Annotated in this window: 23 protein-coding genes; 22 read left to right on the top strand and 1 reads right to left on the bottom strand. The window is 45.3% G+C overall.

Annotation, left to right across the window (positions count from 1 at the left end; genetic code table 11):
• Positions 1-13 precede the first annotated feature (13 nt).
• Complete coding sequence (locus MKY24_RS19005; protein ID WP_023989714.1) at positions 14-481, top strand: hypothetical protein; 468 nt, start codon at positions 14-16, stop codon at positions 479-481.
• Positions 482-560: 79 nt separating this feature from the next.
• Positions 561-1,358 carry a hypothetical protein gene (locus MKY24_RS19000; protein WP_023989713.1) on the top strand — a complete coding sequence of 266 codons (798 nt, stop codon included), beginning with the start codon at positions 561-563 and terminating at the stop codon, positions 1,356-1,358.
• A 29-nt stretch (positions 1,359-1,387) separates the two neighbouring features.
• Here the strand turns inward: MKY24_RS19000 and MKY24_RS18995 are convergent, their stop codons facing one another.
• Positions 1,388-1,810, bottom strand: a complete 423-nt coding sequence (locus tag MKY24_RS18995) for a hypothetical protein (protein WP_023989712.1) — start codon at positions 1,808-1,810, stop codon at positions 1,388-1,390.
• A 169-nt stretch (positions 1,811-1,979) separates the two neighbouring features.
• Here MKY24_RS18995 and MKY24_RS18990 point away from each other — a divergent pair, with 169 nt between their 5' ends.
• The 20 genes from MKY24_RS18990 (at position 1,980) to MKY24_RS18895 (ending at position 22,677) form a co-directional block, all read left to right on the top strand.
• Positions 1,980-2,768 (top strand): YwiC-like family protein, encoded by a 789-nt coding sequence (locus MKY24_RS18990; RefSeq protein WP_254347582.1) that lies wholly within the window; start codon positions 1,980-1,982, stop codon positions 2,766-2,768.
• Positions 2,769-2,782: 14 nt separating this feature from the next.
• On the top strand, positions 2,783-3,898 hold the full coding sequence (locus MKY24_RS18985) for a TIGR04053 family radical SAM/SPASM domain-containing protein (RefSeq protein ID WP_254347581.1): 1,116 nt from the start codon (positions 2,783-2,785) through the stop codon (positions 3,896-3,898).
• Complete coding sequence (gene hemG / locus MKY24_RS18980; RefSeq protein WP_339200631.1) at positions 3,882-5,303, top strand: protoporphyrinogen oxidase; 1,422 nt, start codon at positions 3,882-3,884, stop codon at positions 5,301-5,303. Before MKY24_RS18985 ends, hemG begins: the two co-directional genes overlap by 17 nt.
• A 109-nt stretch (positions 5,304-5,412) precedes the next feature.
• Complete coding sequence (ric, locus tag MKY24_RS18975; protein WP_025718083.1) at positions 5,413-6,132, top strand: iron-sulfur cluster repair di-iron protein; 720 nt, start codon at positions 5,413-5,415, stop codon at positions 6,130-6,132.
• Between the two features lie 29 nt (positions 6,133-6,161).
• Complete coding sequence (gene modA / locus MKY24_RS18970) at positions 6,162-6,986, top strand: molybdate ABC transporter substrate-binding protein (protein WP_209943195.1); 825 nt, start codon at positions 6,162-6,164, stop codon at positions 6,984-6,986.
• A complete protein-coding gene (modB, locus tag MKY24_RS18965) occupies positions 6,983-7,660 on the top strand; it encodes a molybdate ABC transporter permease subunit (RefSeq protein ID WP_028542273.1) in 678 nt (225 codons plus the stop codon). The genes modA and modB overlap by 4 nt, the downstream gene beginning before the upstream one ends.
• A gap of 198 nt (positions 7,661-7,858) precedes the next feature.
• Positions 7,859-11,533, top strand: coding sequence for a nitrate reductase subunit alpha (locus tag MKY24_RS18960; RefSeq protein WP_339200630.1), 3,675 nt, complete (start codon positions 7,859-7,861; stop codon positions 11,531-11,533).
• Positions 11,523-13,100 (top strand): nitrate reductase subunit beta, encoded by a 1,578-nt coding sequence (gene narH, locus MKY24_RS18955; RefSeq protein ID WP_028542275.1) that lies wholly within the window; start codon positions 11,523-11,525, stop codon positions 13,098-13,100. Before MKY24_RS18960 ends, narH begins: the two co-directional genes overlap by 11 nt.
• Complete coding sequence (gene narJ, locus MKY24_RS18950; protein ID WP_023989703.1) at positions 13,093-13,659, top strand: nitrate reductase molybdenum cofactor assembly chaperone; 567 nt, start codon at positions 13,093-13,095, stop codon at positions 13,657-13,659. The genes narH and narJ overlap by 8 nt, the downstream gene beginning before the upstream one ends.
• Positions 13,659-14,342, top strand: coding sequence for a respiratory nitrate reductase subunit gamma (gene narI / locus MKY24_RS18945; protein ID WP_028542277.1), 684 nt, complete (start codon positions 13,659-13,661; stop codon positions 14,340-14,342). The genes narJ and narI overlap by 1 nt, the downstream gene beginning before the upstream one ends.
• Positions 14,343-14,387: 45 nt before the next feature.
• The gene (locus MKY24_RS18940) at positions 14,388-14,840 is read left to right on the top strand and encodes a GAF domain-containing protein (protein WP_023989701.1); all 453 of its coding nucleotides are present in this window, start codon (positions 14,388-14,390) and stop codon (positions 14,838-14,840) included.
• Position 14,841: 1 nt separating this feature from the next.
• Entirely contained in the window at positions 14,842-15,906 is a 1,065-nt protein-coding gene (locus MKY24_RS18935) for an ATP-binding protein (protein WP_023989700.1), read from the top strand.
• A gap of 7 nt (positions 15,907-15,913) precedes the next feature.
• On the top strand, positions 15,914-16,561 hold the full coding sequence (locus MKY24_RS18930) for a response regulator transcription factor (protein ID WP_023989699.1): 648 nt from the start codon (positions 15,914-15,916) through the stop codon (positions 16,559-16,561).
• A gap of 7 nt (positions 16,562-16,568) precedes the next feature.
• On the top strand, positions 16,569-17,114 hold the full coding sequence (locus MKY24_RS18925; RefSeq protein WP_034095072.1) for a hemerythrin domain-containing protein: 546 nt from the start codon (positions 16,569-16,571) through the stop codon (positions 17,112-17,114).
• Between the two features lie 166 nt (positions 17,115-17,280).
• A complete protein-coding gene (locus tag MKY24_RS18920) occupies positions 17,281-18,435 on the top strand; it encodes a nitrate/nitrite transporter (RefSeq protein WP_023989697.1) in 1,155 nt (384 codons plus the stop codon).
• On the top strand, positions 18,428-19,447 hold the full coding sequence (locus MKY24_RS18915; RefSeq protein WP_023989696.1) for a ThiF family adenylyltransferase: 1,020 nt from the start codon (positions 18,428-18,430) through the stop codon (positions 19,445-19,447). Before MKY24_RS18920 ends, MKY24_RS18915 begins: the two co-directional genes overlap by 8 nt.
• A gap of 85 nt (positions 19,448-19,532) precedes the next feature.
• Positions 19,533-19,973, top strand: a complete 441-nt coding sequence (locus MKY24_RS18910) for a molybdenum cofactor biosynthesis protein MoaE (RefSeq protein ID WP_023989695.1) — start codon at positions 19,533-19,535, stop codon at positions 19,971-19,973.
• Entirely contained in the window at positions 19,970-20,203 is a 234-nt protein-coding gene (locus MKY24_RS18905) for a MoaD/ThiS family protein (RefSeq protein ID WP_023989694.1), read from the top strand. The genes MKY24_RS18910 and MKY24_RS18905 overlap by 4 nt, the downstream gene beginning before the upstream one ends.
• 37 nt (positions 20,204-20,240) lie before the next feature.
• The gene (gene moaA, locus MKY24_RS18900; protein ID WP_023989693.1) at positions 20,241-21,257 is read left to right on the top strand and encodes a GTP 3',8-cyclase MoaA; all 1,017 of its coding nucleotides are present in this window, start codon (positions 20,241-20,243) and stop codon (positions 21,255-21,257) included.
• A gap of 586 nt (positions 21,258-21,843) precedes the next feature.
• Complete coding sequence (locus MKY24_RS18895) at positions 21,844-22,677, top strand: PRD domain-containing protein (protein WP_023989692.1); 834 nt, start codon at positions 21,844-21,846, stop codon at positions 22,675-22,677.
• Positions 22,678-22,686: the final 9 nt, after the last annotated feature.

Raw genomic sequence — 22,686 nt, 5'->3', positions numbered from 1 at the left:
AGGAGTGGCAGCAATGAATGACTGGGAATCGGGAATCATTCAGGTCGATGGTGAGCGTGCGATCTACTCGTCTTTAACAGAAGATCAGTTGTTAGAGACCACTTGGTATTCGAAATATTTTCATTCTGTAAGAAGGCTAGGGAATGACTACATCTGGTATCATTTCGATCAGGTTTCTTTGCTGCGTCGGCATTTTTTTGTGTCTGTATGCTTTAAGGATACAAGCCTAATTGTCGTGGAGATTTCGCTTCAGGGCAATGAATTTCCAACTTCTTGGGATAATTGGTCTGAGGAAGGGGAGAGAAAGCGGCAAGGGGAGCATGATCGTTTGTTACAGCAACATTTGTCCGTGAAGCCAAGCTATCGTCAAACCAAGCCTTACCCCTATATGGAATATGAACTGAGCTGGGGGAAAATCTCTTCTTATTTTGACCCCCGGTCAGGAAATACGGCCATTGCTTTTAAATATAAAGATGAATAGCAATCTTACATAAAATGCACTACAACCCTGAGCTTTGTATTGGAGGTGAAGGGGTTGAGATGAGTAAGGGAGATGTGTTGTGGATAAAAAGGCAAAAAAAATACTGATGAACACATTCTGGTCCTCCAGCGGCTGGAAGCAGGAGCGGGGATCTTTTTCGGGTGAGGATTTTGAATATGCCAAAAGTAAGGGCTTGATGTTCGATCCGATCACCATTACACATAACGAGATTATAAACAGATTACATGAGCTGCATCAGCAAAAGGCTACAAAAGAGCGAGTGGCAGCAGCATTTTTGCACAGCCTTTCCACGAAAAAGGTTCATTTACGAAGCGCCTTATCGAGCTGGGCATTAACCGCTGGGCTTCCTTTGCACACCTATGGTGAGCGGCCTGTCGTCCTGCCCAATTACAGTAGCTGTGGGGATTGTAATTTTAATAAAATGATGTCTGATAATGAATACGTCAATGAAGATTTGAATGTACTGAATTTTGAACGAATCAAATGGGGCGGTATTCGTCTGAACCACCTTCTATATTGCTGGATGGACCTTGAATTGTTCAGTCAAGAAGAGGATGTTCAGGTTTCCGATGAGGATCTAGCTATACTTCATAACATGCTCGAAGCTGTTCAGAACTGTGATGCCCAAAGCAGTGCACGTCAATTGGAAAAGCGCTGGAAGGATGTGTTTCCATCCAGCAAAAACGAGCGTGATGTAGTCATGGAGGTGTGGGGATATGCCGGACTGCTGGTCCCACAGGACACGCCTCGTAAACGACAGCACGGCAATCATGATTTTTATTCCGTAGCAGCTTGGCAAGGAGATGACAGATACTCGCAGGAGGCGTTGGACTATTTCTTCGGTACGTTTTTATAGAGAAAGTGAATCGTTATGCCACATCTTGATCATGACGGTTCCTCAAACAACAAACGTTCTTCTTCCCGACTATGAATAGCATTGACAACCAGAAGCGCGTGGAACTGCTGAAGAACTTCAGGCGTAAGCCCTTCTTCACGGATCCCGGCTTTGAGCTCTTTTACAATGATTCGGAGCAGGTCATGATCCCGTGTAAGTTTGACGACAGCCTCCTGCAGTTCCGGTTTTTTCTCGACCTTTTCCTGATAGAATCCTTCCTCTTCTGCATCAGCATGGCTGAGAATGCGGGTTTCCCAATATTCGATCAAGTGGTCGGCAGCCTGACGCGCCACCTTGAATTCTTTTGCTTCGAGTAATTCTTCTACTTCTCTCGTCTTATCTAGAGCGCCAGTTAGCCCGCCTTGATGAATGGCATGATGAGCATGCAGTTGACGTAAAGAAGGTCCTCCCATAACAGTTCATCCTTTCTTTGTTCCCTTTTTTAGTACAGTATAGCATAAGAAAATAGCGTTATTTTTCCGGTTAGGATATTCCCCGCTAAGGAAAAGGGAACTCCCTAATTGGTTCAATTTCATATAATACTTAGAATGAAGTTAGAAGATAAAACTCAATCTTGGGGGAATGGATGATGAATCGATTAACCGAAATAACAGACATAAAAAAGATTGTGAAAAAAGGATCAAGGGTTTGAAGGGGATGAGCAGATACATACCTAATCAACATGGAGCCTGGGCCATGCTCGTTCTTCCATTTTTATTCGGTTTAGCTGCTTCTCGAGGGGAACTCATTCATATCCCCCTATTTGTGTGCTGGTTTTTTATCTACTTATTCAGTTTTCCTGTCCTCCAATGGATCAAAACAGGCAGCAGTGAAAGATACCGCAAACCCGCCGTTGTATACGGAGTGATATTACTTCCTTTGTTAATTTCACTGATATGGTTTGAGCCTGCCTTGATCTGGTATGGAGTTCTTCTATTGCTCTTTTTTATGGCTAATATTTATTTTGCAAAAACGAAAAATGAACGTGCTTTACTCAATGACATTGTTGCAATTCTACTCTTTTGTTCTTTTATATACCCTGTTATTTATATGGGGGGAGGAGAGGATTGGAGAGTAGCAACAGAGCTATTCTTACTTTTGATGCTTTACTTTATCGGAACTGCTTTGTATGTCAAAACGATCATTCGTGAAAGAAAAAATATACGTTACCATTATGCTTCCATCATCTATCATTTGGTGATTTTGTTGTTTGCTACCTGGTTAAAGTTACCTCTGTTTGTTCCTTTTTTGATTTTTTTGATACGAGCCATATGGCTTCCTAAACTCGGATTAAAGGCAAAACAAGTTGGCATGGCGGAAATTGGATTTTCAATGATGCTCTATGTTTTTGTGTTGTTTTTATACTTCTAAAAGGAGAGACATCAATGATATCTTTGAAAACGCCGCGTGATTATCATACAGACCCATTTATAGTCATCTGGGAGGTTACACGAGCTTGTGCTTTAAAGTGCCTTCACTGTAGAGCGGAAGCTCAGTACAAACCTGATCCTCGCCAGCTGACATTAGAAGAGGGTAAGAAGCTGATAGATCAAATTGCTGAAATGAATCATCCGTTGGTTGTATTCACAGGCGGAGATCCTTTAATGCGTCCTGATCTGTTTGAACTGGCTCGATATGCAATTGAAGAGAAATATCTGTCGGTTTCAATGACCCCCAGTGCCACCCCTAAAGTGACACGAGCAGCGGTAGAGAAAGCAAAGCAAGTTGGGTTATCGCGATGGGCGTTTAGTCTGGACGGTTCATGTGCAGACATTCACGATCATTTTAGGGGTACAGCGGGTTCTTACGATACGACCATGCGAGGAATTGGTTATTTGAAGGAACTGAATATCCCTATTCAAGTGAACACGACGGTGTCCCGGTACAACCTTCATGATCTGGAGCAAATTGCAGAAAGGGTAAAGGAAATGCAGGCCGTGTTATGGAGTTTATTTTTCCTTGTTCCAACCGGACGTGGCATGGAGAAAGATATGATTACTCCTGATGAGCATGAAGCCGTAATGAAATGGCTGTATCAAATACAGCAACAGATGCCGTACGGTGTGAAGGCTACAGAAGCTCCTCACTACCGGAGGGTCGTACTGCAGGAAAAGCACAGAGCAGGTGAGAGCAGTGTAGCAGACGGACAAAAAAGGGCAGATGTTTTAGGACGTGCTCCTAAAGGCGTAAATGATGGAGATGGATTTGTTTTTATTAGTCATATCGGCGAAGTATACCCGAGCGGTTTCCTGCCTCTTATATGCGGGAATGTACGAAAGGATAGCCTGGCAGATATTTATCGCAACTCTCCGATCATGATGAATCTTAGAGATAAGTCCCTACTTAAAGGTAAATGTGGAGTCTGTGAATTCAAGGCTGTCTGTGGGGGCTCTAGAGCAAGGGCTTTTGCAATAACAGGAGACTATTTGGAGAGTGACCCTTATTGTGCTTATATACCCGGAGTTGGAGAGGAAAAGTGTTTTCATGAAAAAAAGTTCTAAAAAAGTCGTTATTCTCGGTGGAGGAATAAGCGGTTTAAGTGCTGCCTTTTATGTGAAAAAGCTGGCTGAGGATAGGCAGCTTGAAGTAGAGATTACACTGGTGGAGAAAAGTGAACGTCTGGGAGGAAAGCTACAAACCGTTCGCCAAAACGATTTTATGATCGAAAAAGGACCAGATGCTTTCTTGGCCAGAAAGACAGCAATATTGGATCTGACCATGGAGTTGGGGCTGGAAGCAGAGCTGGTATCGACAAACCCGAAAGCCAAATCTGCTTGCATTTTGCATAAGGGCAAACTTCATACGATGCCGATGGGCTTCATTCTGGGCATTCCAACAAAGCTCACCCCCTTCATTCGGACAGGGCTTATTTCTCCGTTGGGAAAAGCACGGGCAGCTCTGGATTTAATCATTCCGGCGAAGAAAGGTGATGCGGACGAATCTCTAGGGGATTTTATCAAACGGCGTCTCGGCAAAGAAGTTCTGGATCAGATTACAGAACCTCTGTTGTCTGGAATTTATGCTGGGGATACTCATTCTCTGAGCCTTATGTCAACTTTCCCTCAATTTAAACTAATGGAACAAAAGCATGGAAGTCTGATTAAGGGTATGTCTAAAGGGGCGGGAAGAAAGCCAGCAGTACAAGACAAACTGCCTGATATCGCTAAGAAAAGTATGTTTCTTTCTTATCGGCTAGGATTATCTACGATCGTGGAGCGGCTAAAGGAAAGGCTGGATACCGTACGTTTTGTTATGGGGCAAGGTGTAGTTGAAGTAAGGAAAGAAAACGGTTATCAGGTCATTTTAGAACATGGACAAAAAATAGATGCGGATGCGGTGATTTGTGCTGTTCCAGCTTTTGAAGCGGCTGCATTATTTTCCGGCGTTGCAAGCGCTAGCTGGTTACACAAGATTCACTATGTTTCCGTAGCCAATATTGCCCTTGCTTATAAAAACACAGATCTTAATTTTGCTTTTGAGGGAACGGGATTTCTAGTCCCCCGCAAAGAAGGCAAAAAGATTACCGCATGCACTTGGTCTTCGACGAAGTGGAGCCATACTGCTCCTGAAGGATATACGCTTTTACGGACCTATATCGGACATGCAGGTGCACAGGAGTGGGTTCAAATGACAGACAATCAACTTGTGGATGCCGCGCGCAAGGATTTGAAAGATTTAATGGGCCTGGAAGCGGAACCAGAATTCACAGAAGTCAGTAGGTGTGATCGATCGATGCCGCAATATCCGATTGGACACAAAGAGCATATGGCGAAGATGAGACAGGACTTTGCACAGTATTTACCGGGTGTTTTTCTATGCGGTGCCGGCTATGGGGGCGTTGGAATTCCAGATTGCATCGCTCAAGGGAAAGAAGCGGCTGAACAGTTGCTTTCTGATTTGTTATAATCAGGCTCTTTCCACTAGTGAAAGAGGGAACCCCCTGATTGGTTCAGCTTTAAGGGAGACGTAGAATGAAAGTTAAGCACAAAATCGAAGTATGATGGAGGAATGGAAGATGAGCCAGTTAACGGAAGAAACATGGGTGGCGGACATTGTGAAAGCAGTACCCAAAACAGGAGATCTGTTCCGCAAACTTAGGATTGATTTCTGCTGCGGAGGGAAAATATCGCTCCGTGAAGCAGCAGCCAATCGAGGCCTCCACGCTGGTGAACTGCTAACGCAGATACATGAAGTGGAAGAAAAGCAGGCACAGCATAAGCAAATGCAACCTCCTTCACTCGAACCAAAAGAGCTAATCGCCTATATTCAAAATGAGTATCATACGAAGCTTCGGGAAGAACTATCGGCGTTAACGCCGTATGTAACCAAACTAACGCGGGTTCACGGCGAACGTTATCCGCATCTAAAGCGAGTTAATGAACTGTTCACCTTGCTTAAACAGGAATTATCGGAACATATTCAAAATGAGGAGGACCTTGTGTTTCCGATGATTGAAGCATTTTTACAAGAATCAACAGTGGAACGAGCAGATGAGTTGAATCCAATTTTGTCCAAGTTGCAAGACGAGCATCAAACGGTGGTGGAATTCCTGAAGGAAATGCGCTTGATCACAAACGGCTTTGAGCCGATGCAGGAAGCTTGTGGTACGCACCGACTCGTATTGAAGCGGTTAGAAGACCTGGAAGCAGATATTTTTAATCATATTCTTCTTGAAAATTGTACACTGATCGAACGTACGAGACAGGCACAGCTAATCGCGAAACCCATTAATTGATGATGAACGAACATGAGGAGCCGAACCAAATGCATAAATTCATTAAAAGTAGCACTGTTTTCGTTTTGGTTATTTCCATCATTTTATTATTATCAGGATGCGTTGGCAGCGCCGGTAAGAATGGATCTTCCAGCCAGACATCTTCGAAAACGGCTGAAACTATTGAGCTTACCATATCCGCAGCAGCAAGTTTAACGGATGCGCTCAAAGAAATTCAGCATTCATACGAATCAACCCATACAGGCATCAAATTGAATTTTAACTTCGGCGGCTCTGGTGCGTTGGAAAAACAAATTGAGCAAGGAGCGCCGTCGGATTTGTTTCTGTCCGCTTCGACCAAAAACATGAAGTCCCTTGTTGATCAGCAGTTAATAGATACGAAAAAACAAAAAACGTGGCTGACGAACGAATTGGTCGCGGTTATCCCTGCAGACGGGACGATGAACATCGCGAGTGTAACCGATTTAACAAAAAAAGAAGTGAAGAAAGTTGCGATCGGAATTCCTGAAAGTGTCCCTGCGGGCAACTACGCACAGGAAGCGCTGATGAAAGCGAAGCTTTGGGACACGTTACAGAGCAAGCTGGTTCAGGCAAAAGACGTTAGACAAGTGTTGCAATATGTGGAAACGGGGAATGCTGATGTCGGATTTGTATATAAAACAGATGCGTTGACTTCACAGAAGGCAAAAATCGCCTTTGAGGTGGATCCCAAAACCTATTCACCTGTTGAGTATCCAATCGGGATTGTCAAAGCTTCAAAGCACATTCAAGAAGCCGAAGACTTTTATGCATACTTACAATCGCAAGAATCTCTGAATATTATGGCTAAGTATGGATTTACCATACCGAAGTGAGCATGCAAGATATAGATTGGAATGAATATTGGCCTCCTATCCGATTATCGTTGCAGGTTGCACTGTTATCCAGCGTTCTGGTAATCATATTAGGCTTGCTTGTGGCATGGTCAATGTCGCGGTTAGGATTATTTAAAGGGAAAACGGTCGTTGAAACCGTGCTTATGCTGCCTTTGGTACTCCCACCAACTGTTGTTGGATTTTTACTACTAATATTACTTGGACGAAAAAGCGGGTTCGGACGTTTTGTGGAGCAATGGTTTGGAGAGCCTATTATATTCTCGTGGTGGGCAGGGGTTATAGCAGCGGTGGTGGTGGCTTTTCCTCTTGTCTATCGGACGCTGAGAATGGGATTGTCTTCTGTTGACCGGGACTTGGAAAACGCGGGACGTTCGATGGGTGCAAGTGAATGGCAGGTTTTTCGATATATCACCTTCCCTTTAATTTTCCCTTCTTTTAAGGCTGCCTTTATACTCGGTTTTGCCCGCGGCCTGGGCGAATTTGGTGCTACGCTGATGATTGCCGGAAATATTCCGGGTAAAACACAAACGATTCCGACGGCCATTTATATTGCGGTGGATGCTGGTCATCTTCCTATGGCCTGGGCGTGGACATGCTCTATCATACTCATTTCTTTTATCATGCTCCTGTTAACGGGTCAAAAGAACAATTAATTACTTCATACAAGCTTCCCTTTAGCAGGGGGAGGCTTTTTTGTATCTTTCCATAGAACGAGGGATTTCCTGTAGCGCTATAGGACATTCCCTAATGGGAACAGAGATGAATGAATTACATAATGAGAGTAAGCGAATGAGTCTTCCCTTGGAACTTGCGTTGGGATGATTCTTTCTAAAAAGGAGTGTTGGTCATCGATGAAAAAAAAATACAACCTCAACTTTTTTAAACCGATCGAAAGCTATTCGGGAAATTGGTCAATCCTTGAGGAAAAAAATAGAGAATGGGAAAACGTGTACCGTCAGCGTTGGTCTCACGACAAAGTGGTTCGGACGACTCACGGAGTGAACTGCACCGGTTCCTGTAGTTGGAAGGTTTTTGTGAAAAACGGCATCATTACCTGGGAAAATCAACAGATCGATTATCCCTCCTGCGGTGTAGATATGCCAGAATTTGAACCGCGCGGATGCCCGCGTGGGGCTACATTTTCCTGGTATGAATACAGTCCATTACGGGTGAAATACCCTTATATGCGCGGCAAGCTGTTGCGGCTTTGGCAGGCAGCCATCCAGGAACATGCCAATCCGGTGGAAGCATGGGCAAGCATTGTGGAAGATCCGGAGAAAGCCAAGCTCTACAAAGCAGCTCGCGGAAAAGGTGGTCATGTCCGTGTCGCTTGGGACGATGTCCTACGCCTGATCTCGGCGCAACTCATCTATACCATTCGTAAGTATGGTCCCGACCGGATCGCGGGCTTTACGCCAATTCCGGCGATGTCAATGATAAGCTACGCTTCAGGAGCCCGATTCATTTCGCTTCTCGGTGGACAGATGTTGAGTTTTTATGACTGGTATGCCGACCTTCCGCCTTCATCTCCTCAAATTTGGGGTGAACAGACGGATGTACCGGAATCTTCTGATTGGTACAATGCGGGTTACCTGATTATGTGGGGATCGAACGTACCGCTTACCCGGACGCCAGACGCTCATTTTATGACGGAAGTACGATATAAGGGAACAAAAGTCGTATCCGTGGCTCCCGACTTGGCGGAGAATGTGAAGTTCGCTGACAACTGGCTTGCACCACATCCGGGTACAGATGCTGCCATAGCCCAGGCTATGACGCATGTTATTTTGGATGAGTTTTACAGAGAGCGCCAAGAACCGATGTTCATTAACTATGCCAAACAATATACAGATATGCCGTTTATGATTCTGCTTGATCCGCACGAGGGAGCTTGGAAAGGTGGACGTTTTCTACGGGCGAGTGACCTGGGGGATGTTTCGCCGCATGCGGACTGGAAGCCGGTCATATATGACGAAGCGGCGGGGGAAATGCTGGTCCCGAACGGTACGATGGGACAGCGCTGGGAGCAGGATAAGAAATGGAACCTGATTCTGGAACGGGAAGACGGAACAAAGGTTGAGCCCGCGCTCACTGTGGAAGGTCATGGCGAGCAATGGGAAGAAGTCGTATTCCCTTACTTTGATAACGCCGGTAATGGAACGTTCAAACGTGTAATTCCAGCCAAAAAAGTACGCTTGGCAGATGGCTCGGAACGTTACGTAGCAACCGTGTACGATTTGATGATGAGCCAGTACGGTGTCGCACGCAATGACAGCCCTCATAACGCCAAGAATTATTACGACGAAGCTTCGCATTATACCCCTGCCTGGCAGGAGAAGATCACAGGTGTGAAGGCGTCTGTTGTGGTACAGATTGCTCGGGAATTTGCCCAAAATGCTATCGATACTAAAGGTCGCTCCATGATTATTATGGGTGCGGGTATCAACCACTGGTTCAATAGTGACACGATCTATCGGTCCATCTTGAATCTTGTCGTGTTGACTGCTTCCCAAGGTGTAAACGGTGGAGGCTGGGCGCATTATGTGGGTCAAGAAAAGCTTCGCCCAATCGAAGGCTGGTCAACGATTGCCTTTGCAAAAGACTGGCAAGGGGCGGCTCGACAGCAAAATGCTACATCGTTTTTCTACTTTGCAACAGAGCAGTGGCGTTACGAAGAAAGTGGAACAGACTCCTTGAAGTCACCGATTGGCGGAGATGTCAGTTACAGACATCCAGCAGACTACAACGTGCTCGCAGCGCGTCTGGGATGGCTACCTTCTTATCCACAGTTTAATAAAAACAGTCTACTGTTCGCCGAAGAGGCTGCGCAATTAGGCAAGAAGTCCAACGAGGACATCATTAATCATTCTGTGGAAGAGATTAAATCACGTAAGACACGCTTCGCTGTAGAAGATCCTGGGGCAGCCGAGAACTTCCCGCGCTCACTCTTTGTTTGGCGGTCAAATCTGATTTCCAGTTCGGCGAAGGGACAAGAGTATTTTATGAAACATTTACTCGGAGCATCTGATGCCCTGCTTGCCCGGCCGAACGAAGAACAGAAACCTGAGGAAATCGTCTGGAGAGAAGATGTAGAAGGAAAGCTTGATTTGATGGTTGCACTTGATTTCCGGATGACAACAACTCCATTGTACGCGGACATCGTGCTTCCGGCGGCAACCTGGTACGAAAAAACAGACTTGTCGTCAACAGACATGCATCCTTTCGTGCATCCATTTAATCCGGCTGTTAACCCTCTGTGGGAATCCCGCGCGGACTGGGATATTTACCGCCAGCTTTCCGAAGTCTTTTCGGATATGGCAAAAGAGTATCTACCAGGAATATATAAAGACCTTGTGACCGCGCCGCTCGCACACGATAGTATAGGCGAAATTTCACAGCCGATGGGTCTTGTAAAGGATTGGACGAAGGGCGAGATTGAAGCGACTCCGGGTAAAACCATGCCGAATTTCAGCATCATCGAACGCGATTATACTAAAATTCACGATAAATTTATCTCACTCGGTCCTAATTTGACTACTGGGAAAGCAGGTGCGCATGGCGTCAGCTTCTCCGTAGCGGACGAATATGAGGAAATGAAAAAGTTGAACGGAGTTTATTACGATGAGTCCATTAAAGATGGGCTGCCCAAAATCCAGACAGCTCGCCAAGTGGCCAATGCAATTCTTCACCTTTCATCCGCGACTAATGGACGGGTGTCGCAAAAGGCTTATGAGCAGGCAGAAGAGCTTCACGGTGTGGAACTCAAAGACATCTCGGCCGATCGGGCAGCGGAAAGGATTACTTTCCAAAGTATCACGGCACAGCCGCGTGAAGTTATACCGACACCGGTATTCACTGGATCGAACAAGAAGGGACGCCGCTATTCACCATTTACAACGAATATTGAACGTCTCGTTCCGTTTCGTACTTTGACGGGAAGACAGCATTTCTATATTGATCATGAGATTTTCCAACAATTTGGGGAATCATTGCCGATCTACAAACCGACTTTGCCGCCGATGGTGTTCGGCCCTCGCGACCGGGAAATAAAAGGCGGGCAAGATTCACTTGTGCTTCGTTATCTGACACCGCACGGTAAATGGAATATTCACTCCACCTATCAGGATAACCAGCACATGCTTACACTGTTTCGCGGAGGTCCTACGGTGTGGATCAACAATGAAGACGCAGAGGCACATGATCTGGCCGACAATGATTGGGTAGAGGTATACAACCGTAACGGCGTCGTAACCGCCCGGACCGTTGTCAGCCACCGGATGCCAAGAGGAACGATGTTCATGTACCATGCTCAGGATAAGCACATTCAAGTGCCAGGCTCCGAAATCACGGATACACGCGGCGGTAGTCATAACGCACCGACAAGAATTCATCTCAAACCAACCCAGATGGTCGGTGGATATGCTCAGCTTAGTTATGGATTCAACTATTATGGTCCGATCGGCAACCAGCGTGATGTGTACGTTGCGGTACGTAAAATGAAGGAGGTTAACTGGCTTGAAGATTAAAGCTCAAATTGCCATGGTCATGAACCTGGATAAATGTATTGGCTGTCATACGTGCAGCGTGACATGTAAAACAACCTGGACGAACCGCAAAGGTGCGGAATATATGTGGTTTAACAATGTGGAAACCAAACCCGGTATCGGTTATCCGAAGCGCTGGGAAGACCAGGAATTATATAAAGGGGGCTGGCAGCTCCGCAAAGGGAAACTGGAACTGAAGTCAGGCAACAAGCTGTCCAAGATAGCACTGGGTAAGATTTTTTACAATCCAGACATGCCGGAAATGAAAGATTATTATGAGCCCTGGACTTACAATTACGAGCAACTGACCAACGCCGGCGAACAGAAGCATTCACCTGTGGCACGCGCGCATTCTGCGGTAACAGGTGAAAAAATGGATTTGGAGTGGGGCCCAAACTGGGAAGATGACCTGGCGGGTGCGCATGTAACCGGTCCGCTTGATCCAAATATTCAGAAAATCGAAGAAGAGATTAAATTTAACTTTGAGAAGTCGTTCATGGTGTATCTCCCACGGCTTTGCGAACATTGCCTAAATCCAAGCTGTGTCGCGTCCTGTCCTTCGGGCGCCATGTACAAACGAGACGAGGACGGAATCGTGCTCGTGGATCAGGAAGCCTGCCGCGGATGGCGGTATTGCATGACGGGCTGTCCATACAAAAAAGTGTACTTTAACTGGCAGACGAACAAAGCGGAAAAATGTACCTTCTGTTTCCCACGTGTGGAAGCGGGCCTGCCGACAGTCTGCTCCGAGACATGTACAGGACGAATTCGCTACCTCGGCGTTATGCTGTATGACGCGGATCGAGTGCTTGAGGCCGCTTCTACGCAGGATGAGAAAGAACTTTATAAAGCGCAGTGCGACCTGTTCATGGATCCAAGTGATCCGGCAGTGATTGCTCAAGCGAGAAAAGACGGTATCTCGGAGGACTGGATTGAAGCAGCGCAGAACTCGCCAGTCTACAAGCTTGCCATTGAGCACAAGCTGGCATTCCCGCTTCATCCGGAATACCGCACATTACCAATGGTCTGGTATGTGCCACCACTTAGTCCGATCATGAATTACTTTGAAGGGAAAGACTCGATTGAGAATCCCGATATGATCTTTCCGGCTATCGAAGAGATGCGCACCCCCATTCAGTATCTTGCCAATATGCTGACGGCGGGCGACACGCAAACCGTGAAGGAATCCTTGCAGCGAATGGCTATGATGCGCTCCTATATGCGTGCCCAATCCACAGGACAATCTTTCGATGAAAGCCGTCTTGAGCGCATCGGCATGACACCGCGGCAGACTGAGCAGATGTATCGACTTCTGGCGATTGCCAAGTATGAGGATCGTTTCGTCATTCCGACATCGCATAAAGAAGGATACTCGAATCCGTATCGGGCTCAAGGATCTGCTGGTTACGGCGATACCATGGGAAACATGGGTTCTGGCTCTGGATGTGACGGCTGTAGTATGGCAAGTTCGATGGGGATGGAAGAGCCTTTGAAAACGGGCAAAGAAATGTATGAAGAAAACTTCTACGGGGGGATTTGGCGTGATTAATGTAGCGAAGCTGTATGAATGCAAGCCATCATTCGGGTTTTTCGCCCAGCAACTCATGTACCCAGAAAAGCTGGATTTTCATCCGGCTTTTCTGGAAACATCGTTTGATCCAAACCATCCGGCATATACGTATGCGAACACCTACTGGTCCCTTATGCAAGAGTTCAGTATGGAAGAGATTCAGGAAATGTATACGGAAACCTTTGATTTTCAAAAGAATTGTGCACTATATATGACTTACTTTAAATTCGAAGATGCAAAAGAACGGGGACAAATGTTGGTCAAGTTAAAGGTGCTATACGAGATGTATGGTCTTGAAATGCCAGATGGAGAGCTGCCAGATTACCTGCCGCTCATGTGTGAATTTCTGTATGCCGCCGAATGGTCGCAAGATCCGAAGACGACAGAAAACTTCCGCATGCCAATCGCGATCTTGGAAGACGGCACATATCATTTGCTTAAAGCGTTGGAAAAAATGAAAAGCCCGTATTTTCATTTGGTGAAGGGACTGCGTGAAACGCTTAAAGTTTGCGTAGAACAGGAGGCAGCCGCGCAATGATGATGCTAGAGCAGTTTTTATGGGTTATTTTCCCTTATATGTGCGTGGTGGTCTTTATTGTAGGGCATATTTTCCGCTATAGAAACGACCAGTTCAATTGGACAGCAAAATCAAGTGAGTTTATTGAAAAAAAACAATTGATGATCGGAAGTCTCTTATTCCACCTGGGTATTATCCCAGTTATTATGGGTCATGTATCCGGTTTGGGCATACCAAAAACCTGGATGCATGCACTGGGTGTAAACGATCATCTGTATCATATTGGAGCAGTTTATGTTGGTGGAATATTTGGAGCGATGACATTCCTCGGTATGTTGATTCTTACCTCTCGTCGTTTTACAATGCGCAATGTGCGCCGTTTAAGTACAGCGTCTGATTTGATTGTAAACGTATTGCTTTTGGCCATTGTATGCATGGGGATGTTCGCGACTCTCGTAACGAATGCGGTACAGCCGGAATTCGATTATCGGGAGACGATCTCGATCTGGTTCCGCGGTTTATTCATATTCCGTGTTGACCCGACTCTGATGAGAGACGTACCGATGTCTTTCAGGCTTCATATACTTATGGGCTTTGCGATTTTTGCATTCTGGCCGTTTACCCGGCTTGTACATGTGTGGAGTGTTCCGTTGAATTATGTGCGCAGAAGTTATATCCTTTACAGAAGACATAAATCGAATTAGGAAAGCGGGCTCTGCCTTCTTTCCTAATTCTATTAGGAGAGAGCGATGAATAATAGGATGGATTATCAAAGGGAGCTTGAGCGAATACGCGAACATTTCGGTTATGATTTCATGGCGCTAGCTCTGGTTGAACCGGCCGAATATCAATACGTAATTAAATGGAAAAATGCAGCCGGTAATTTAAATGATCGCTTTAAGCGGATTGTGCTGCAATCCGGTAAGGGCATAGCAGGAATCGTGTTTAAAACCGGGAAATCCGTTTTCATTCCATCTATTTATCAATATGTGGGGGCAGACAACCTGTTTAACTATCCGATCGTTCAATCCGAGAAGCTCAAGAGTCTCGGGGCTGTTCCCCTATGGAATGATGCTCGCGTCGCGGGCGTACTGCTTGGTGGATTTCGGGAAGAACAGCTCATGACCGAAGCCATGATGCGTGATTTGGAAGCCTTGGCACATAGAGGAATTGGAGAGTTGAACGGGAAGGAAGTGATGTGAATTGACATTGTCTTTAGGGACTGGCTCTTTGAGTGCGCTAATGGTGAAGTTGTTTGAGAACAGTACGGAAGCCATTTTCTTTTTTGATAGGCAAGGGAATACCCTAGCCATGAATCCGGCAGCTGAGGAGATTGTGGGCGATGACGTCCTCATCCAACTCTATGAAGGGAAGGAAAGAGCTTTATGTGGAACATGCAGGGGTTATACAAGCGAAACGGAGCCCCGTACCTGCCTTGACTGTTATTTCAATATGCCAGAATCCAAGGATTTCGCTTCTTTTCAGGTGTATCTGGAAACGAAGAGCAACCGAATGGTTCCCTATGCCGCTTCTTTTCACACCATTGATTCTGAACATGGAACACGGGTGTTGATGTTGAGAGACTTGACTCCACAATTTCAGACGCAGGAAAAATTGTATCAAAACAAAATGATGAAGCATGTCATTGAAGCGCAGGAAAATGAGCGCAAACGGCTTTCCAGGGAACTGCACGACAGTGTGGCCCAGGAATTGATGAGCGCGGTTGTTGAACTACGGGTGTTAAAATACATGACGAATGATGAACAGCTCATCAAAAATATGAAGCAGACTGAAGCATCCATGACGCGATTGCTGGATGATATCCGCAACCTGTCTGTGGAATTACGCCCCGCCACACTTGATGATTTTGGGCTTGAAGCGGCATTTCGTTCCCACTTTAAGAGGGTTGAACAAAGCTTTGGTCTGGTAGTTGAATTTGTGTCGGATCTTTCCCAAAAGCGATATGGAAGTGAAAAGGAAACGGTCATTTACCGTGTCTGCCAGGAGGCTGTTCTCAATGCCTTGAAGTATGCCCAGGTAGACATGGTTAAAGTTTCTTTGACTGAGCACGATCATACACTTCGTTTGACTGTAGAGGACGATGGAATTGGCTTTGAAAAGGGGAGCAAGCCTATTGGAACGGGATTAGGTTTATATGGCATGCAGGAGCGAGCAGAGCTGGTAGGCGGGAGTTTTGGCGTCCTTTCAAATGTTGGTCAGGGAACCAAAGTCTTTTTACAAATTCCGATTGGCCAAGAGGAGGAATAGAGACTTGATCAAAATTGTGTTAGCGGATGACCATGCTATTGTACGAAGCGGATTTTCCATGATTTTGAACTTCCAATCGGATATGGAGGTTGTCGGAACGGCTGCGGATGGCATTGAAGCGTATACGATGGTAGCTAAATATCGTCCGGATATTCTAATCATGGATCTCAGCATGCCCCCAGGCGAAAGTGGATTGATCGCTACAGGCAAGATTAAAGAGGACCACCCTGATACTAAAATTCTGATTCTGACCATGCATGACGATGAAGAATATCTTTTTCATATTTTAAAGAATGGTGCTTCAGGATACGTTTTGAAAAATGCCCCAGATGAGGAGTTATTGCTTGCTATACGAACCATTCATGGGGGTGGGACTTATATCCATCCTAAAATGGCTACTTCTCTCGTTCGTGAGTTCATCAAAAAAGATACGACGTCACAATCAGAAGATCCTTATGAGATCCTGTCCAAGCGGGAACTGGAGATTCTACCTCTGGTCGCAAAAGGTTACGGTAACAAGGAAGTTGCGGAAAAGCTGTTCATCTCTGTCAAGACGGTGGAAGCGAACAAAGCGAAAATCATGGAGAAATTGAATTTAAGAAGTCGGCCTGAACTGGTCCAATATGCATTAAAGAAAAAAATGCTGGATTTTTAGCCGATGAATGGAGGAAATCCGCGTGCTGGAAAATGAGAAATTGCGCTTTTCCAAACCTGCCATGCGTATTCTTGAAAATGAGCATCGCTATCTAACCTATCTGATGGATGAATGGCATGCCATTGTATTGTGGTTTGAGCAGCACAGAATACTAGATTTGGAAGAAGGCCGCAAGCAACTGGAAAAACTGAGAACGCAGATTATCGATTTTAGGGTACCCCTCAAGAAACATACCGAAAAGGAAGAAGAACACTTCTTTTCTATGCTAGGAACCTACATTGGTTTTGAGCAGGGACCGCTCGTTGGTATACAGGAGGAGCACCGTGAAATAGAGGGCTATATCGATCATTTTCTTTATCAGACGGAGGGCGATCTGAGTTTGCTCACGCTTGATGAGATTCAGGAGGCGACCAAGAACGCGGGGGAGGCCTTCGAAGTCCTGACTGTACATTTTATAAAAGAAGAAGCCGTACTTTTTCCTATGGCAGAGCAACAGATCAATCGGAATGATCTGACCAAGTTATGTGACAAATTAAATACGCTTATCTCTTGAATTGACCAAGCCGCTTCCTATAGAAGCGGCTTTTTATATTTTCAGGGAGTCCCCTGCCAGGTAAAGGGGAGTCCCCTATATTCGAATGGATGGGCTAGCGGCTACAATGGGGACAGAAAATTCAAATCAATAATTCGACAGAAAAAACGTTGAAAAGGTGAGTTAAATGATTAGAAAAATGCAGTTGCCGTTACAAACATTGAACTTGATTCTTGGATTCATGGTATGGGTTATCATTTCTTCTCTTATGCCGTTCATTACGGAGGATATTGCTATTCCACCCGGAAAATTGGCCATGGTCACGGCAATTCCAGTCGTGCTTGGTTCGATTCTGCGCATTCCGCTTGGTTATTATGCCAACATCTTCGGAGCAAGAATCGTTTTTCTCGTTAGCTTTATTTTGCTTTTGTTTCCCGTCTACTATATCAGTGAAGCTTCTACGATGATGGATTTAATTATCGGTGGCTTGTTCCTTGGGATTGGGGGAGCTGTGTTCTCGGTTGGGGTGACTTCGCTGCCGAAGTATTATCCAAAGGAAAAGCATGGGTTTGTAAATGGGATGTATGGCATAGGAAATTTGGGAACAGCCGTCACTACCTTCTCGGCCCCTATTGTGGCTACTCAAATTGGCTGGGCCCCTACAGTGAAGCTGTATCTCATTCTGCTGCTTGTTTTTATCGCTTTGAATTTCTTCTTAGGGGACCGTCATGAAGCTAAAGTAAAGACGCCCATTATGGAACAGATTAAAGGGGTTTACAAAAATGAAAAGCTTTGGTTTTTCTCGCTCTTTTATTTTATTACATTTGGCTCATTTGTAGCGTTCACGGTGTACTTGCCGAATTTCCTGGTATCGAATTTTGAGCTGACTAAAGTGGATGCAGGGATGCGTACAGCAGGCTTTATAGCGATTGCCACTTTCTTCCGCCCCATCGGTGGCTGGCTGGCGGATCGGTTTCAGCCCCTGTTCCTGCTGGTAGGCACGTTCTCTGTTTATACGGTCGCTGCGATTCTTTTGGCTTTTTCACCAGGGATTACCCTTTATACAGTAGGCTGCTTGGCGATCGCTGTATGTGCTGGAATGGGGAACGGCGTCATTTTCAAGCTAGTTCCATTTTATTTTAATAAACAGGCAGGTATAGTTAACGGAATTGTATCCATGATGGGCGGTCTCGGTGGCTTTTTCCCTCCGATCTTGTTGTCGACGATACATGCCGCTACTGGCCAATATTCCATTGGATTCATGCTCCTCTCCCAAGTGGCGCTGGCTAGCCTGATCCTCGTTATATGGCTGTATTATCAAGGGACACAATCTAATGAATGAGCGTTATTCCAGACAGATCTTATTTAGACCTATTGGTGGCGAAGGGCAGCGTAATTTATCCGCTGCTGTCGTCACCATTATCGGTTGCGGGGCACTGGGCTCCGCCATTGCCGAAACATTGGTAAGAGCGGGCGTTGGGGAGCTTCATCTTGTCGACAGGGATTATGTGGAGATGTCGAATCTGCAACGTCAGCAGCTGTTCACGGAGCAGGACGCCGCGGAAATGCAGCCTAAGGTCATGGCAGCCGAAAAAAGGCTGAAAGCCATACGAGAAGACGTGCGGTTGCACACATATCTCGATAATTTGGATGCCGAGCTTGTTCAAGAACTTGCCAGCAAAAGTAAATTGCTGATGGATGCTACGGACAATTTTGAAACTCGTCTGCTTATCAACGACGCTGCACTGAAGGCAGGAATTCCATGGATTTATGGAGCCTGTGTTGGAAGCACAGGCGTTGTTTTTCCATTCGTGCCGGGCGAGTCTGCTTGTTTACGCTGCCTTCTGCCATCGTTGCCTGCGATCAATCAGACCTGCGATACGGCTGGAATCATCTCACCCGCAGTCCAGGTGACAGCTGCCCTCCAATGTGCAGAAGCCATGAAGTGGCTGAGTGGCAGACATGATAAGATGCGCCGCAAGGTTCATCTATTTGATCTATGGGAGAATACGCAGATGGACATAGGGATTTCCCGCATCCGTAACCAAGATTGTCCAACCTGTGGAGAACATCCTACGTTTCCTGCACTGACAGCATCACGTCGCTCGGCGTATGCGACTCTGTGCGGACGGAACGTGGTACAGGTTCTTCCAGACCCACAACGTCCGATCACGCTTGATGATGCAGAGAAAATGGGCAGGCTTATAGCAGATCGTGTAAAAAGAACCCCTTATTTCGTTGAGTTTTATGCTTTTAAGCATCGAATGATTTTATTCAAAAACGGAAGGCTTCTCATACACGGTGTCCGGAGTGTTGCCAACGGTCAAAAACTATATCATCAGCTGTTCGGTTAAATGAGATGTAGATACAAAAAGCAGAAACATTTAAAAGAGTCTGTCACCGGAGAGTGGCTTGTCCGGTGGCTGGAAGGTGGAAAAGATGAGTGTGTTTGAAATCGTAACGGAGCCCATTATCCCGCAGGCTTATGCGGATTATGTCCTAAGGCCGGAAGCAGGAGCGGTGACTATTTTTACAGGGCACGTACGAGAATGGACTCAAGGCGTACGGACCTTATACCTTGCTTATGAGGCCTATGTCCCTATGGCTCAAAAAAAACTCGCAGAGATTGGTCGCGAAATCGAACAGAAATGGGAAGGAACGCGAGTGGCGATCGCGCACCGCATTGGCGAGCTTCAAATCGGTGATGTCGCCGTTGTCATTGCCGTTTCTTCACCTCACCGTTCGGATGCGTATGAGGCGAATGAATACGCGATCGAACGAATCAAAGAAATAGTTCCTATTTGGAAACGAGAGATTTGGGAAGATGGAACGCAGTGGGTCGGAGATCAAAAGAAAAAGCCGGGGGGAGATCAGTCATGATTAAGCTGTACTACTTTGCGGGACTCCGTGAGGTGACGGGAAAAGCAGAAGAATTGGCAGATTTGGCGGGCCAAACGGTAGGCGATTTATCCAATTGGATAACAGATCAATATCCAGATATGCCGATCAAGTCTGTGCGAATTGCGATAAACGAGGAGTATGCGTTGTCTACGGATGTATTACAGGATGGAGACATTGCAGCCTTCATTCCCCCAGTCAGCGGCGGCTAATGATAACGATGCTAAACAACTAGAAAGGAGGGGGCGTATGAATTTTCATCCACTGAAAGACAAGTTGCAGCGGCCGATTCGTGACCTGCGTATATCGGTTACAGACCGCTGCAATTTCCGCTGTTCCTATTGCATGCCTAAAGAAATTTTCGGTGACGATTACGCCTTTCTTCCCCAAAATGAATGTCTGTCGTTTGAAGAGATTCACCGGCTGACGAAGCTCTTTGTATCCCTGGGTGTAAAAAAGATCCGACTCACGGGCGGCGAACCATTAATGCGCAGGAATCTACCCGACCTGGTCTCCCAAATTTTGTCCATTGACGGAGTGGAAGATGTCGGCTTGACCACCAACGGTGTGCTGCTAGGACAGCAGGCTAAGCCTCTCTATGACGCGGGGCTACGACGGCTTAATGTCAGTCTGGACGCTCTGGACCCCGAGCTATTTGGGCGGTTGAATGGGCGGGGGATTAAGCCTGATATTATTTTGAAGCAGATCGAATATGCAAGAGAAATCGGCTTTGAAATCAAGGTCAATATGGTAGTTCAAAAAGGCGTTAATGACTCGGAGATTTTGCCGATGGCCGCCTATTTTAAGGAGCAGGGAATAACCCTTCGCTTTATCGAGTTTATGGATGTAGGTAATGACAACGGATGGAGCTTCAAAAAGGTACTAACCAAAAAAGAAATCGTTGAACGACTTAAGAATGCGTACGAGCTGGAGCCGATGGATCAGGATTACTTTGGAGAAGTAGCAAAGCGTTACCGTTATAAAGACAGCGACGCACAGATTGGTTTTATTACTTCGGTTTCTGAATCGTTTTGTTCGTCTTGTACACGTGCCCGCTTATCGTGCGATGGCAAGTTTTATACATGTTTGTTTGCTTCAGGCGGATTTGATCTACGTCAGATGCTTCGTAATGGAGCGAATGACCAGGAATTACTCGATGTGATTACTTCTGTATGGGAGCAACGCACAGACCGGTATTCCGATGAACGTACGGAGCAGACAGCCAACAACAAAAAAAAGATTAACATGTCCTACATTGGCGGCTGACATTTTATACCATGAGAATGTGCTGTATTTGATGTGGTTGCCTCGAAAAAGAAAGCGCAAACATTTTTGTTGGCAAAACTTAAATTCGATGTTATTATGATCTTGGGATTGTTACTGAAAAGGCAAAACCCGAGGCATGGAATTAGATTTCCATGTGTTGGGTTTTGCCTTTTCTTTTTAGAATACAAGCTTTACGATATCCTGCATGATATGAATATATGGCCCAGCCATAACGCAGAAAGGTGAGTGATATAAAGCCTTACAAGTGCTGAACAACAAAGATGATGACGTCGACCAACGAATCGACATCCGAAAAATGATGTCATAGGACGTGGTTAACCGACTATATTCATTTTCAAAACGGAATATCAGATCGGTTTGGAAGCACTCAAGATCATTCAGGGAAAACGTAAGGCTTTGTCTCTCATTATGAATGCGTTTTCATAACACGAAATTGTAAATCAATACATTTGCATTTGATTTACGACGAAGGTTTGATCGGCTATTACCGTCTTGTGACCTATCTGAAATTTCGCCCAGCAACTAAATCCTTTTTTAAATTTGATGGGATAAGGGGGGCAGTTAGATGATCATAACGAAGATATTTAATAACAACGCCATAATAGCCAAAGATCAAAAAAGAGATGAATTTGTTGTTATGGGTCGTGGTATTGCATTCAAAAAGAGTGCAGGTGAACAAGTAGAAGAGCATCTAATTGAAAAGGTCTTTGTGCTTAAACATAAAGATGCTTCAGAGAAATTCAAGCTATTGTTAGAGGATGTTCCATCAGAATATGTTTCGTTATGCTATGACATCATTGAATATGGAAAAAGCATATTAGAAGCACAATTGAGCGATTATATATATGTTTCGCTTACGGATCACATGAACAATGCATTTAAAATGTTTGATGAAGGGTTTAAAAATGCAAATCCATTAATTTGGGAGATTAAAAAATTTTATCCCAAAGAATTTGCGGTTGGATTAAAAGCACTGGAGTTCATTGAAGACGAAACAGGCAAACGATTGTCAGAAGATGAAGCAGGTAATATTGCTCTTCATTTAATAAATGCTCAAGTAAACAGCTCCTACAACAAGGTAGCAGATGTTGCTCAGCAAACTCAAAAAATACACGACATCTTGAATATTATTAAATACTCTTATAATACCACCATAGATGAACGCTCGATCAGTTATGAGCGATTTATTACGCATTTAAGGTTCTTCTTTCAGCGATTAAATAAAAAAGAAAAAGTAGAACTGGAAGACGATTTTTTGTGGAGGCAAGTGAAAGCAAAGTACAAAAAGGCTTATGGCTGCATGCTGAAGATTGAGAAATACTTGGATATGGTATTGTCAGATGAGGAAAAGCTGTATATAACGATTCATATTCAGCGTGTGACCCAAAGAGAAAATTGAATAACTCTT

Source organism: Paenibacillus sp. FSL P2-0322, from assembly GCF_037975315.1.
In the GTDB taxonomy this organism is placed as follows: Bacteria; Bacillota; Bacilli; order Paenibacillales; family Paenibacillaceae; genus Paenibacillus; species Paenibacillus polymyxa_B.
The sequence above is the reverse complement of the archived record's forward strand: the minus strand, read 5'-3'. Positions and strand labels throughout refer to the sequence as shown.

Coding starts and splice junctions, on each gene's coding strand:
- MKY24_RS19005 (WP_023989714.1), top strand. CDS start 14: ATGAATGACTGGGAATCGGGAATCATTCAGGTCGATGGTGAGCGTGCG.
- MKY24_RS18995 (WP_023989712.1), bottom strand. CDS start 1,810: ATGGGAGGACCTTCTTTACGTCAACTGCATGCTCATCATGCCATTCAT.
- MKY24_RS18990 (WP_254347582.1), top strand. CDS start 1,980: ATGGATGATGAATCGATTAACCGAAATAACAGACATAAAAAAGATTGT.
- MKY24_RS18985 (WP_254347581.1), top strand. CDS start 2,783: ATGATATCTTTGAAAACGCCGCGTGATTATCATACAGACCCATTTATA.
- hemG (WP_339200631.1), top strand. CDS start 3,882: ATGAAAAAAAGTTCTAAAAAAGTCGTTATTCTCGGTGGAGGAATAAGC.
- ric (WP_025718083.1), top strand. CDS start 5,413: ATGAGCCAGTTAACGGAAGAAACATGGGTGGCGGACATTGTGAAAGCA.
- modA (WP_209943195.1), top strand. CDS start 6,162: ATGCATAAATTCATTAAAAGTAGCACTGTTTTCGTTTTGGTTATTTCC.
- MKY24_RS18960 (WP_339200630.1), top strand. CDS start 7,859: ATGAAAAAAAAATACAACCTCAACTTTTTTAAACCGATCGAAAGCTAT.
- narI (WP_028542277.1), top strand. CDS start 13,659: ATGATGCTAGAGCAGTTTTTATGGGTTATTTTCCCTTATATGTGCGTG.
- MKY24_RS18940 (WP_023989701.1), top strand. CDS start 14,388: ATGAATAATAGGATGGATTATCAAAGGGAGCTTGAGCGAATACGCGAA.
- MKY24_RS18925 (WP_034095072.1), top strand. CDS start 16,569: ATGGAGGAAATCCGCGTGCTGGAAAATGAGAAATTGCGCTTTTCCAAA.
- MKY24_RS18920 (WP_023989697.1), top strand. CDS start 17,281: ATGATTAGAAAAATGCAGTTGCCGTTACAAACATTGAACTTGATTCTT.
- MKY24_RS18915 (WP_023989696.1), top strand. CDS start 18,428: ATGAATGAGCGTTATTCCAGACAGATCTTATTTAGACCTATTGGTGGC.
- MKY24_RS18910 (WP_023989695.1), top strand. CDS start 19,533: ATGAGTGTGTTTGAAATCGTAACGGAGCCCATTATCCCGCAGGCTTAT.
- MKY24_RS18905 (WP_023989694.1), top strand. CDS start 19,970: ATGATTAAGCTGTACTACTTTGCGGGACTCCGTGAGGTGACGGGAAAA.
- moaA (WP_023989693.1), top strand. CDS start 20,241: ATGAATTTTCATCCACTGAAAGACAAGTTGCAGCGGCCGATTCGTGAC.
- MKY24_RS18895 (WP_023989692.1), top strand. CDS start 21,844: ATGATCATAACGAAGATATTTAATAACAACGCCATAATAGCCAAAGAT.